Source organism: Shewanella sp. 0m-8, assembly GCF_052977265.1.
Genome location: NZ_JBRIMB010000012.1, coordinates 1 through 12,348, shown reverse-complemented (window position 1 = coordinate 12,348; position 12,348 = coordinate 1). Strand labels below are relative to the sequence as shown.

Here is a 12,348-nt window from a genome sequence, read left to right as displayed (position 1 = left end):
TAGCCCATCGGTGTTGTATTTGAATGTAAGATAATTGACGGCATAAATGCCGACCTACAATGGCCATTTGCCTCTAGAACGGGTAGCGTCCGGTTAGGGGATAGTTTAGAGCGCTAGGTTTCTAGATAAGGCTTATAGGTATGGCTTCTCGGTAAGGCTTATGTAGGTTGGGCTTTAGCCCATCGGTGTTGTATCTGAATGAACGACAATTGACAGCATAAATACCGACCTACAATGGCTATTTTCTTCTAGAACGGACTACGTCCGGCTAGTGGAGAGGTTAGAGCGCTAGGCTTCTAGATAAGGCTGTTCGGTATGGCTTCTCGGTAAGGCCTATGTAGGTTGGGCTTTAGCCCATCAGTGTTGTATTTGAATGTAAGATAATTGACGGCATAAATACCGACCTACAATGGCTATTTTCTTCTAGAACGGACTACGTCCGGCTAGTGGAGAGGTTAGAGCGCTAGGCTTCTAGATAAGGCTGTTCGGTATGGCTTCTCGGTAAGGCTTATGTAGGTTGGGCTTTAGCCCATGATGTTGTATCTGAATGAACGACAATTGACGGCATAAATACCGACCTACAATGGCCATTTACTTTTAGAAAAAGGCTTAGGGGGTAGTTCATTTTTCTGTGAGCGGAGCACTCATCTTTTGTTGGGGTATTGTGGCTTTTCCTAGGACCTAGGACCGATAACCTAGGGCCTTTAACCTTTAACCTTTAACCTTTAACCTTTAACCTTTAACCTATAGCCTTTAACCTAGCACCTTCTTTTAAATTACTTAACGATAAGTACCGGACATGTAGCCTTATTGGCCAACTCCTCTGATACGTTAGGGTTGAGCATGTGCGATAAACCCTTATGGCCATGGCTGGCGATGACTATCATGCCAACATCGTTCTCTATACTGTCTTCGAGAATTTGCGCAAAGGTATCGCCACTCCTAATCGCTGTTTTAACCTCAAGGCTTGGCTCTAGTTCAGGTGCGACTTGAGAAACAAGTTCACTGAGTTTTTCATTGGAATAGGCGTTAAGCTGTGTCTCAAGATCTTTATTGCTCTCAACTACTATGCCGTAATTGTGCTCGCCATAGGGTTTACTCATCACGTGTAGTAAGCGGATATTAACGTGATATAAGTTTGCCATCTCAACGGCGTAGCCTAGGGCATGAGATGCTGTTTCTGAAAAGTCTGTTGGGCATAAAATCTGATGAGTACGCATAGTAAACCTCGGTGATAATCTCGGTGGCCATTTCGGAGACCATCTCGATAACAATCAGGCGTAAAAAGCCTGCTTTAATCGGCTAAATATCCCTTTAAAAATGGGATGTCAGTTGATTGACTACTTACTATTAATAATAGACAGAATTGAGCCTGTTAGCCTAGAAAACAGCACCCTATTAAACTGGCATCTTAAGCTGTTTTTATGAGCGGTTAATCGTCTAAGGCTGAAGGCGCTTACCTGACAAATGATTCATGCCTGCTACAGGGAAGTTGTTTATTTGTGTGAAGGTTACTTTATGGTGTTGGTGATGTTATTTTTATTTACACTCGTTTTCAATTATTGAGGTTTCTATTTTTTATTGCCACTTTAATTGAGGATTGTTTAACGTAAGTCGAGTATTTCTTATTAATTGGCGTAATCAATGATAACTCGTTAGTGAATCACATTAATTCCCCATTCTGGGTGCTATCGTGCTGCAAAGAATCAAAGTAGTACTGAATGCTACTTAATAAAAACAAGTCTTTGATGGAGCTAGGGTGTTGAACAAAAAGAAAAAGTTTTATAAAAACATTGGATTCCAAGTGGTTGTAGCCATGGTCCTAGGTGCGATCGTGGGTATGATGATGGGAGAAGATGCTTCTATCTTCGCTCCGCTAGGAACATTTTTCATCCATTTAATTAAAATGTTGGTGATCCCTTTAGTCGCGGTTTCGATTATTGCAGGCGCAGCAAGTTTAGGTGCGGGTCCGTCGGCGGGTAAAGTCGGTATTGGCACGATTAGTTTCTTCATGGCAACATCAGCCTTGGCGGTGAGCTTGGCACTTGTTATGGGCGAGTTTTTCCAGCCGGGTGTTGGTATGGATTTTTCGCAGCACAGTGCGGGTCTGGCAGCGGTAACGGCTGAGCAGGGGGCATTACCGGGTGTGGCTGATACCATTATCGGTATGATCCCAACTAACGTATTCGAGGCACTTACTGGCGGTAATATTCTGCAAATTTTGGTGTTCTGTATTTTCTTTGGTATCGCACTGACTAAAGTCAATCAAGAAGCGGCTAAGCCGATTACTTCTGCACTTAATACTATCGTTGAAGCCTTTATTTGGATGATTAACATCGTGATGTTGATTGCCCCAATTGGTGTATTTGGTTTAATGGCTGACTCAGTGGGTACTTTTGGCTTCCAGTCACTGACTGTTGTGTTGAACCTATTCCTAGTTTATGTCGCCGCTATCTTAATTTATGGCTTTATCTTCTTCCCATTGATGGTGAAGTTCTTCTCTAATGTTCCTGTTGGCAAGTTCCTATCGGCCATGAAGAAGCCGCAAGCCTTGGCGATGTCTACTGCTTCATCGATGGCCGCGTTGCCAGTTAACATCGAAGTGTGTGAGAAAGAGCTTGGCGTATCTAAGTCTACGGCGGCATTTGTACTGCCTTTGGGCGCGACGATTAACATGAGTGGTAACGCAATTTACTACGGTCTAGTGGCGGTATTTTTTGCTCAGATGTTTAATGTCGAATTAGGTCTTGCTGCGTATGTAGCGATTATCTTTACATCGACATTGGGCGCAATTGGTCAGGCTGGTGTACCGGGTCCATCATTTTTAGTGATAGCGGTATTAGTTGCAGCAGGTATTCCAATTGAAGGTCTACCACTATTGTTTGCTTTAGACCGTATATTTGACATGATAAGAACTACGCTAAACATTACTGGTGATGCGGTATGTGCGGTGGTTATTGATAAGTACAACCCTGAAGTTGAAACACAATCAGAGCCAGTGCAAGCGACGGTTAACAGCTAGTCGTAAATGATGAATTGCAATAGTGACGGTATTAGTCGCTCATTGAAAAACGCATAAAATAAAGCCCTTATCGGTTGATAAGGGCTTTTTGTTTTGTGTTGTCTTGTTCTGGAATGTGTTGACGATTTAACGTTTAGGATCAGTTTTAGTCTTTTTGGTCTTTATTACCTTTATTGTCTTTTTTATCTTTTTTATCTTTTTTATCGAGCACGCCGTTGAGCAGATCCATCGGCAGCGGGAACAGGATAGTCGAGTTTTTTTCACTGGCAATTTCGGTGAGCGTCTGTAAGTAACGCAAAAGAATCGCATTAGGTTGTGTTGATAATTTTTCTGCGGCTTCAACTAATTTTGCCGAGGCTTCCATCTCACCCGAGGCGTGGATCACCTTGGCTCGACGAGTACGCTCAGCTTCCGCTTGCTTGGCGATTGCTCGGATCATTGTTTCATTAAGATCGACATGCTTAATTTCGACATTTGATACTTTGATCCCCCAGCCGTCGGTTCGGTTATCGAGTATGGATTGAATATCCGTATTGAGCATATCTCTATTTGCCAGCATCTCATCGAGTTCATGTTGGCCTAACACCGAACGTAGGGTGGTTTGTGCCAGTTGCGACGTGGCCTGCAAAAAATCCTCAACGTTGATAATCGCTTTTTGAGCATCGATCACCCTAAAATAGATCACCGCATTGACTTGCACCGAAACATTATCGCGACTGATCACGTCCTGAGTGGGCACATCCATTACAACAGTACGTAAGTCGACCCTCACCATTTGTTGAATGATAGGGATCACTATGATCAACCCTGGCCCTTTTACTTGATAAAAACGACCTAATAGGAAGATCACGCCGCGCTCATACTCCCTTAAAATTTTAAACATGCTGACGAGTAAGGCGACAACAAGAAAGGTCAATACGCCTAAAAAGACACTGCCATTAGCGAAGATAGGGCCCATATTCAACTCCTTAGCTATTTAGCACTTGTTGATTAGCACTTGTTGATTAGTACTTGTTAACTATAACTTGTTAATTAGAGGTTGGAGGCAGTTCGACCTCCAGCGAAAGATCGTGACGCACGACAACAGTAACCTGTTGTGCTTTTTTAAGATTAGCGTGTGAACTTGCTGCCCAGACTTCACCTTGCAGCTGAACAAAGCCTTTATATTCAAGCTGACCATTGCCAACCGCGCTTGCATCAGGTGCGTTTATGTTGAATATACTTGGCGTAAAGTCATTAACCACTAGCGCAGTTTGGCCAACAATTTGGCCATCACCACTGACGATGGGGGATTTTCTGTTGCGCCAAAGTGTGCCTAACACCAACAGCGAGAGTAAAGTGACCGTTACCGAAACCGCCGCAATGAGTGGCAAGGAAAGGGCGTAGTGATCGGCCTCGGTATCGATTAGGAAGAGTGAGCCAACCGCAAAGGCGATGATGCCACCAATGCCAAACAAGCCAAAGCTTGGGGCAAATGACTCTATGGTAATAAGTGCTAATCCGAGTAATAACAGGCCTAATCCGGCGTAGCTAATGGGCAACATTTGAAAGGCATACATGGCAATCAGTAGACTAATGGCACCTGTGATCCCGGCAATTCCAATCCCGGGGCTGTAAAACTCCAGCAAAATACCGTAAATACCAATCAGCATCAGAATATAAGCGACGTTGGGGTTGGTGATAGTGGCGATGATTTGATTACGCCAATCAGGGCGCTGCTCGTGTAGTTCGGCATTATCTAACGCTAACGTGAGCTGTTGATTGTCTATCTCAACTTGCCAGCCATCGAGCTGTGCAACCAAAGTCTGGGCGTCAGGACTGATGATGTTGATGACATTCATCTCTAGGGCTTCGTTGGCAGTGAGCGTCGCGGCTTCTTTTACGGCGAGCTCGGCCCACTCTTGATTTCGGCCTCGAAGCTGCGCCAATGCGCGGATATAGGCTATTGAATCATTGAGGACTTTCTTTTCCATGGCGCTAGGGCTTGGTGTGCTGTTGTTCGTTTCCTCGCCGGACTTAGCGTCTGAGCCTGAGCTAGAGTTGGGATCAGAGCCTGAATCTTTATTGGGGCTAGGTGCCGGAGTCGATCCGGGTCCAATACTGACTGGTGTCGCCGCACCTAAGGTTGTGGCCTCTGCCATTGCGGCGACGTGGCAGGCATAAAGCATATAGGTACCAGCACTTGCCGCCCTTGCACCTGGCGGCGCGACCAAACAAGCCACAGGTACTTTGGAGTTTAAAATACTTTGATTAATATCTCTTAGGCTAGAAACAAGGCCACCTGGGGTATCCATGACAATGACAACTAAATCAGCTTTGCGATCGGACGTCAGAGGCGGCCTACCGCCAGAGTTAGCAAGCTTAATTCCATGAGTTAAGTACTCACTTGTTGCTGGCCCTATCGGGCCTTCGAAGCGCAAAACTAATACTTGAGGCGTTAGGTTTGCGCTTTCTGCAGCTTCTGCTGTAGTAGGAGTGATAAATGTGGTTGAGTCTTGTATGGGGCTTGCGTAGCAGAGACCGTAAAATAGCGATAACTGCAGTAGAGCTGCAATTAGTAGCAGTAAAAATAAATCGGCCAGTTTGTTTAAACTCAAGTTGACTGTCCATATTAAGCTTTACTATTAAGTTTAGTGTAGCAATGCCAAATTGGTGCTTAATTAGATCATTTATAGCGCAATTTTTTGCCTTTGCACTATGTCACATATGTCACATATGTCATCGCAAGGGGTTATATGCTGATAATTGTCAGTGAATCTGGGAGAGTACGGATTTGATGAGAATATATTGAGGTGCGACAGTATTTTGAGCACTTTTGTCGCAGTGTGTTTTTTATTGTGTAATGTTACTAATTTTTGGTCGGTTAGCGATCGATGCTAGTCTTTTTCATTTTAATATTTCGCACCCAAGTTTGCTTTCAAATTGTTGTTTTTAAATTGAATTTATTTTTATTGTTGGTTGTGTCCATGTTGTTGCTAGATTTGTGAGCTATTTTGTTTTTTTACGTATTAAAACAACATAAACACTTATTTCTAAAAATGTTTTTGAACCTGCGTCACGAAAAACGCCTTCTTTGCGCTATTTTTTGTTGGTAACTTACAAGTTTGGCCGCAAAGTGTGAGCTCTAGCGCGGAATATTAGTTAACAAAGATTTACTATTGTGCATCCAAAATTTTAACGGTTGATTTTAGTGATGGCAGGTTACTCAAACCAAGTTATAACAGTCAAAAAGGGCTTAGATGTCCCGATAGCCGGTGAGCCTAAGCAAGTGATCCATGATGGTAAGCCATCATCGCATGTCGCTTTGCTTGGTGAAGAATACATAGGCTTGAAACCAACGATGTTGGTTGAAGTGGGGGACAGTGTTCAAAAAGGCCAAGCCCTTTTTGAAGATAAAAAAACCACTGGCGTCATTTATACCGCACCCGCCAGCGGTAAAGTCGTTGCGATTAACCGCGGCGAACGTCGACTTTTTCAATCAATCGTTATTGAATGCGATGGTAGCGAAGCTAAAACGTTCGCTCCATGTACCGATCTTAACTCGCTTAGCCGTGAAGAGGTTCAAGCTAAGCTAGTAGAAAGTGGCTTGTGGACAGCATTACGTACCCGCCCGTTTTCAAAAGTTCCTCAATTAGATAGCCGTCCTGCTGGCATTTTTGTAAGCGCAATGGATAGCAATCCATTGGCCGCTGAGCCTAGACTGGTTATCGCTGAACAAACAGAAGCCTTCGCTGCGGGTCTGCAGGTATTAAGTCATCTGACTGACGGCAAGGTACACCTATGCCAAGAGCAAGGTGAAGCATTGCCTGGTCATGATCTACCAAAGGTCAGCAACCATTATTTTGCCGGCGTTCATCCAGCAGGCATTGTAGGCACCCATATTCATTTCGTCTTACCTGCAAGCCTTGACCGTCCTGTATGGCACCTTGGTTATCAAGACGTTATTGTCTACGGTAAGTTATTCCTAACCGGTGAAATTTATACAGATCGTATTGTGGCGCTGGCTGGCCCTGATGTGATTAATCCACGCCTTATTCGTATGCAAGCGGGTGGACAGCTGTCTGAAGTCATTGCTGGCGAACTTAAAAACGGTTTGTCTCGAGTCGTATCTGGCTCAGTATTGTCGGGCCACACTGCAAAAGGGCCGCATGACTTCCTTGGTCGTTTCCATAACCAAATCAGTGTACTGCAAGAAGATGGTAAGCGTCAGGTTATGCCTTGGGTACGTGGCGGCTCTAAAAAGTTTTCAATTACCCGCGCGGTCACCTCGCGTTTAAAAGATGCAAAACAGCTGTTTGACTTTACCACTCACACAGGTGGATCTGCTCGCGCCATGATGGCATTTGGCCAGTTAGACCGCGTGATGCCACTGGATATCTTACCGACATTATTGGTCAGAGATCTGGTCGTGCGCGATACCGATGAGGCGCAGGCGCTGGGTGCATTAGAGCTCGATGAAGAAGATTTAGCATTATGTACATTTGTTTGCCCTGGCAAGTACGACTTTGGTAAAGAGCTTCGTGCTTGTTTAGAGATTATTGAGAGGGAAGGGTAATGAGTCAACAAGATAAAAAGCCTGATATCCAAGAAGATTACTACGCACCGGGTAACTCGGTTAAGGGTTACTTAAGCTCTTTACTGATTGCTCACGGTCGCAGTACTCAGGGCAAGGTGCATATTCGTGATGCCATTGATGTAAAACGTACCATGACGATTGTTGGCTTATGTTTACTACCTGCCATTTTGTTTGGTATGTACAACATAGGTTTGCAAGCGCAAATTGCGGTGGCGTCGGGTCTAGCGACTGCTGATGTTTGGCAGCTAGCGATTTTTAACTTTGTCTTTGGTGGCTTGAGTGAACAAACTGGTATTGCTGGCTTATTCGCTTATGGTTTGAGTTTTTATGCTCCTATCTATTTAACAGCATTAGCTGTGAGCCTATTTTGGGAGATGGTGTTTGCCAAAGTACGTGGTCAAGAGCTGCATGAAGGCTTCTTTGTTACCGCATTATTGTTCACCCTGATTTTACCTGTATCAACGCCGCTTTGGTTAGTGGCGATGGGTATTACTTTTGGCGTGATCATGGCCAAAGAAGTATTTGGTGGCATGGGCTACAACTTCTTAAACCCTGCACTTGCGGGCCTAGCCTTTATCTACTTTGCCTACCCATCACAAGTTACGGCGGTGAGCCAACTGGTTGCGGTTGACGGTTTCTCTGGCGCAACGACCTTAATGCAAACGGCTGCAGGCAAAATAAGCTTCGCCGATTACTCATGGTTTAATGCCTTTAGCGATCCGAACTGGTGGAATGCCTTCTTTGGCTTTACCGTTGGCGCAATTGGTGAAACGAGCACGCTAGCATTATTGATTGGTGGTGGTTTCCTTATCCTGACGCGTTTAGCTGATTGGCGTATTGTTGCCGGCGTACTGTTTGGCATGATCTTAACCGCCACGATGTTCAACTTGATTGGCTCAAGCAAAAACGAGCTATTTGCAATGCCGTGGACATGGCACTTGGTTACCGGTGGTTTTGCACTGGGTATGATGTTTATGGCCACTGATCCTGTAACGACCTCTTATACCCGTAAAGGTAAAGTGGCTTACGGTCTGCTTATCGGCTTTATGACTGTGCTTATTCGTGTGGTGAATCCAAAAATGCCTGAGGGCATTATGCTAGCCATCTTATTTGCCAACCTTTGGGCACCGATTTTCGATTACTTGGTGGCTAAAGCAAACATCAAGCGGAGGCTCAAGCGTCATGGTCTTTAAACGAAATACGATGCAACAAGGCGCGTCACCTGCTGCGGCGATGCCTATGATGTTAATTGCCAATATTTGGGAAGCGATATTTGAGTACATCATCTATCGGATGCCAAAGAGTGCGACTCGTAAAGTCAATACGGAGAATAAAGCGTAATGGCATTTAAGAAAGATTCTTTTGTGGGCACCATGATTTTCACCGTGACCCTCTGTTTACTGTGTTCATTTATGATCACCGGAACATCAGAACTGCTAAAAGAGCGCAAGTTAGTTAAGAAGCGCACTGAGCTGATGCGAAACGTATTGATTGCTGCAGATGTTGATATCAGTAGCGATACCGACGTGAAAGCGCTATTTGATAAAGACGTTAAGCCTTTATTGGTATCGCTCGATACGGGAGTAATCGATAGCGAGTCAAATGTAATGGACTTTGACGAGCGTATGGCGTCAATCAACCCCGAAACCTCAAGTAACCCAAAGAAAGACACGGCTAAGATTAAAACCCGGGCTGACCAAGTTCGTGTATTTAAAGTGTTTGACGCTAATGGCAAGCTAAGCAGCATAGTCGTACCGATTTACGGTAAAGGCTTATGGTCGATGATTTACGGTTATGTGGCGCTAAAACCTGATCTAAATACCATCGAAAATATCGTGGTTTATGAGCATGGCGAAACACCGGGTATTGGTGATTTCCTTAACGATACAGCCTGGACATCGCAGTGGCATAACAAGCAGATCTTTGACGAGAAAGGCAACGTGGCTTTTAAAGTTGTTAAAGGTGGAGCTAAGGACGGCGACGTTCACGGTGTCGATGCCGTCAGTGGTGCAACGATGACAGGCCGCGGACTACAGCGAGCGGTACAGTTCTGGTTTGGTAGCGAAGGTTTCGAAACCTTCTTCCAAAAACTAAAAGCGTCGGAGGTATAAAAGGATGAGTACTCAATCTATTTCGACTCGTGACATTTTAACGGGGCCTATTTTCAGTAATAACCCGGTTGCGATGCAGGTCTTGGGTGTTTGTTCAGCGCTAGCGGTCAGTAACTCAATGCAAACCGCATTGGTGATGACGCTCGCTGTAACCTTCGTACTAGTGTTCTCAAACTTGATTATTTCAAGCATACGTTCACTTATTCCAAATAGCGTGCGTATCATTGCGCAAATGACCGTGATTGCCTCATTGGTCATTGTGGTTGATATGGTGCTGCAAGACGTGGCTTATGAGCTATCGCGTCAGCTATCAGTATTTGTTGGTTTGATTATCACTAACTGTATCATCATGGGCCGTGCTGAAGCGTTTGCCATGAAAAATCCACCGCATTTGGCGGTTGTCGATGCCGTGGGTAATGCCATGGGTTATGGCGTGATCTTGCTTGGCGTTGCCTTTGTACGTGAACTGTTAGGTAGTGGCACCTTGTTTGGTCATGAGATCTTAAAAACCGTTGAGAATGGTGGTTGGTATCTTGCTAACGAAATGTTCAAGTTACCTCCAAGTGCATTCTTCCTTATTGGCCTGATGATCTGGTCAATTAACGTCATTCAACGTAAGCGAGGTTAAGAGGTCAATATGGAACATTATATTAATCTGTTTATTCAAGCCGCGTTTATCGACAACATGGCGCTATCGTTCTTCATGGGTATGTGTACCTTCTTGGCTGTATCAAAAAAGGTTTCGACCTCTTTTGGCCTAGGTATCGCGGTTATTGTAGTGATGACCTTGGCTGTACCGCTTAACCAGATCATCTACGCTAACGTGCTTGCTCCAGGTGCCCTCGCTTGGGCTGGCTATCCAGCACTGGATTTAAGCTACTTACAGCTGATCACCTTTATTGGTGTGATTGCCGCATTGGTGCAGATCCTGGAGATGTTTTTAGATAAATACATTCCTGCGCTTTATGACTCGTTAGGTATTTTCCTACCGTTATTGACCGTAAACTGCGCCATTTTTGCTGGCGTTATCTTTATGGCAAACCGTGATTACAACCTAGCGGAGTCTGCCGTATTTGCGATGGGCTCAGGTTTTGGTTGGGCGATGGCGATTGTGATGTTGGCAGGTCTACGAGAGCGTATGAAATTCCATGCGATCCCAGAAGGTTTACAGGGCATTGGTATTGTCTTTATTACAACAGGCTTGATGGCGTTAGGCTTTATGGCTTTCTCCGGTATTTCTATTTAAGGGCGTTAAACGCGTTATTCCCCTTAATGAAAACGAATTAAACAAAAGGTAGATTCGATGGAAATGGCAATTGGTATCGGTATGTTCACCTTTGTGGTGAGTATATTGGTTATGGTGATTTTATTCGCCAAGAGCAAACTGGTCTCCACTGGTGACGTCAACATTCGTATTAACGATGATCCAACTAAAAGCATTTCGACCCAGGCGGGTGACAAGCTTTTAGGTGCATTAGCCAGTAAAAATATTTTTATCCCGTCAGCTTGTGGTGGCGGTGGTACATGTGGTCAGTGTCGCGTTACCGTTAAGTCTGGTGGCGGAGAAATTTTAGCAACTGAGCGTGACCACATTAATAAGAAAGAAGCGAAAGAAGGCTGCCGTCTGGCTTGTCAGGTATCGGTGAAAACCGATATGGAGCTTGAAGTTGAAGAAGAGATCTTCGGCGTTAAAAAGTGGCAGTGTGAGGTTATTTCTAACAATAACCAAGCGACCTTTATTAAAGAGTTATTGCTTAAACTGCCTGAAGGCGAAGACGTACTGTTTAAAGCGGGTGGTTATATTCAGATTGAAGCGCCTGCTCACGAAGTTAAGTATGCGGATTTTGATATCCCTGCTGAGTACCGTGATGACTGGGAAAAGTACGACCTATTCAAACTGGTTTCAAAAGTTGATGAGGATGTACTGCGTGCCTACTCGATGGCCAATTATCCAGATGAGAAAGGTCGTATTATGCTGAACGTGCGTATTGCGACGCCGCCAAGTGACAATGTACCGCCAGGTAAAATGTCTTCGTACATTTTTAACCTAAAAGCGGGTGACAAAGTCACTATCTCTGGCCCATTTGGTGAGTTCTTTGTGAAAGAAACTGACGCTGAAATGGTGTTTATTGGTGGTGGTGCGGGTATGGCGCCAATGCGTTCACATATCTTTAATCAGCTTAAGGGTGTAAAAACCAAGCGTAAGATGAGTTTCTGGTACGGCGCACGTTCAACACGTGAAGTATTCTATCAAGAAGACTTTGATACGCTGGTTGCTGAAAATGACAACTTTGTTTGGCATGTGGCACTGTCTGATCCACTACCAGAAGATAACTGGACCGGTTACACAGGCTTTATTCATAACGTATTGTTTGAGAACTATCTACGCGATCATAAAGCACCTGAAGATTGTGAGTTCTACATGTGTGGACCTCCGATCATGAACTCTTCCGTTATCGCGATGCTTGAAAGCCTTGGTGTAGAGCCTGAGAACATCTTACTAGATGACTTTGGTGATTAGCCTTTAGCTTTGATTTAACAAAAAACGCAGCCTTTTGGCTGTAATGCCGATCATTTAGCAGTTTATTGATCGGTTGACCGATCTTTATAAGATGGCAAAATCCGAGTGTTTTTAAACA

11 protein-coding genes are annotated in these 12,348 nt (G+C 44.5%); 8 read left to right on the top strand and 3 right to left on the bottom strand.

What is annotated here, in order from left to right; genetic code table 11:
* Positions 1 to 776 precede the first annotated feature (776 nt).
* Positions 777 to 1,220: a universal stress protein gene (locus ACVBIO_RS08115; RefSeq protein WP_447172367.1), complete on the bottom strand. Its 444-nt coding sequence runs from the start codon at positions 1,218 to 1,220 to the stop codon at positions 777 to 779.
* 539 nt (positions 1,221 to 1,759) lie between these two features.
* On the opposite strand from ACVBIO_RS08115, the gene ACVBIO_RS08110 reads away from it, so the two are divergent.
* The gene (locus ACVBIO_RS08110) at positions 1,760 to 3,022 is read left to right on the top strand and encodes a dicarboxylate/amino acid:cation symporter (protein ID WP_447162640.1); all 1,263 of its coding nucleotides are present in this window, start codon (positions 1,760 to 1,762) and stop codon (positions 3,020 to 3,022) included.
* A gap of 145 nt (positions 3,023 to 3,167) precedes the next feature.
* On the opposite strand, the gene ACVBIO_RS08105 is transcribed toward ACVBIO_RS08110, so the two are convergent.
* Both ACVBIO_RS08105 and ACVBIO_RS08100 read right to left on the bottom strand, forming a co-directional pair.
* On the bottom strand, positions 3,168 to 3,980 hold the full coding sequence (locus ACVBIO_RS08105) for a slipin family protein (RefSeq protein ID WP_447172366.1): 813 nt from the start codon (positions 3,978 to 3,980) through the stop codon (positions 3,168 to 3,170).
* 70 nt (positions 3,981 to 4,050) lie between these two features.
* Positions 4,051 to 5,619 (bottom strand): NfeD family protein, encoded by a 1,569-nt coding sequence (locus ACVBIO_RS08100; RefSeq protein WP_447172365.1) that lies wholly within the window; start codon positions 5,617 to 5,619, stop codon positions 4,051 to 4,053.
* Positions 5,620 to 6,215: 596 nt separating this feature from the next.
* Here ACVBIO_RS08100 and ACVBIO_RS08095 point away from each other — a divergent pair.
* Genes ACVBIO_RS08095 through nqrF form a run of 7 tightly spaced genes read left to right on the top strand, consistent with a single transcriptional unit; the run spans position 6,216 to position 12,230 of the window.
* Positions 6,216 to 7,577 carry a Na(+)-translocating NADH-quinone reductase subunit A gene (locus ACVBIO_RS08095; RefSeq protein WP_447162643.1) on the top strand — a complete coding sequence of 454 codons (1,362 nt, stop codon included), beginning with the start codon at positions 6,216 to 6,218 and terminating at the stop codon, positions 7,575 to 7,577.
* Entirely contained in the window at positions 7,577 to 8,791 is a 1,215-nt protein-coding gene (locus tag ACVBIO_RS08090; RefSeq protein WP_447162644.1) for an NADH:ubiquinone reductase (Na(+)-transporting) subunit B, read from the top strand. Before ACVBIO_RS08095 ends, ACVBIO_RS08090 begins: the two co-directional genes overlap by 1 nt.
* The gene (locus ACVBIO_RS08085) at positions 8,781 to 8,939 is read left to right on the top strand and encodes a hypothetical protein (protein WP_447162645.1); all 159 of its coding nucleotides are present in this window, start codon (positions 8,781 to 8,783) and stop codon (positions 8,937 to 8,939) included. The genes ACVBIO_RS08090 and ACVBIO_RS08085 overlap by 11 nt, the downstream gene beginning before the upstream one ends.
* Positions 8,939 to 9,709 (top strand): Na(+)-translocating NADH-quinone reductase subunit C, encoded by a 771-nt coding sequence (locus tag ACVBIO_RS08080; protein WP_447172364.1) that lies wholly within the window; start codon positions 8,939 to 8,941, stop codon positions 9,707 to 9,709. Before ACVBIO_RS08085 ends, ACVBIO_RS08080 begins: the two co-directional genes overlap by 1 nt.
* A gap of 4 nt (positions 9,710 to 9,713) precedes the next feature.
* Positions 9,714 to 10,337, top strand: a complete 624-nt coding sequence (locus ACVBIO_RS08075) for an NADH:ubiquinone reductase (Na(+)-transporting) subunit D (protein WP_447162647.1) — start codon at positions 9,714 to 9,716, stop codon at positions 10,335 to 10,337.
* 9 nt (positions 10,338 to 10,346) lie between these two features.
* Complete coding sequence (nqrE, locus tag ACVBIO_RS08070) at positions 10,347 to 10,955, top strand: NADH:ubiquinone reductase (Na(+)-transporting) subunit E (protein ID WP_447162648.1); 609 nt, start codon at positions 10,347 to 10,349, stop codon at positions 10,953 to 10,955.
* A gap of 57 nt (positions 10,956 to 11,012) precedes the next feature.
* Complete coding sequence (gene nqrF, locus ACVBIO_RS08065) at positions 11,013 to 12,230, top strand: NADH:ubiquinone reductase (Na(+)-transporting) subunit F (protein WP_447172363.1); 1,218 nt, start codon at positions 11,013 to 11,015, stop codon at positions 12,228 to 12,230.
* Positions 12,231 to 12,348: the final 118 nt, after the last annotated feature.

Bases quoted from the DNA above. Each gene is read 5' to 3' on its own strand.
- ACVBIO_RS08115 (WP_447172367.1), bottom strand. From the start codon at position 1,220: ATGCGTACTCATCAGATTTTATGCCCAACAGACTTTTCAGAAACAGCA.
- ACVBIO_RS08105 (WP_447172366.1), bottom strand. From the start codon at position 3,980: ATGGGCCCTATCTTCGCTAATGGCAGTGTCTTTTTAGGCGTATTGACC.
- ACVBIO_RS08095 (WP_447162643.1), top strand. From the start codon at position 6,216: ATGGCAGGTTACTCAAACCAAGTTATAACAGTCAAAAAGGGCTTAGAT.
- ACVBIO_RS08090 (WP_447162644.1), top strand. From the start codon at position 7,577: ATGAGTCAACAAGATAAAAAGCCTGATATCCAAGAAGATTACTACGCA.
- ACVBIO_RS08085 (WP_447162645.1), top strand. From the start codon at position 8,781: ATGGTCTTTAAACGAAATACGATGCAACAAGGCGCGTCACCTGCTGCG.
- ACVBIO_RS08080 (WP_447172364.1), top strand. From the start codon at position 8,939: ATGGCATTTAAGAAAGATTCTTTTGTGGGCACCATGATTTTCACCGTG.
- ACVBIO_RS08075 (WP_447162647.1), top strand. From the start codon at position 9,714: ATGAGTACTCAATCTATTTCGACTCGTGACATTTTAACGGGGCCTATT.
- nqrE (WP_447162648.1), top strand. From the start codon at position 10,347: ATGGAACATTATATTAATCTGTTTATTCAAGCCGCGTTTATCGACAAC.
- nqrF (WP_447172363.1), top strand. From the start codon at position 11,013: ATGGAAATGGCAATTGGTATCGGTATGTTCACCTTTGTGGTGAGTATA.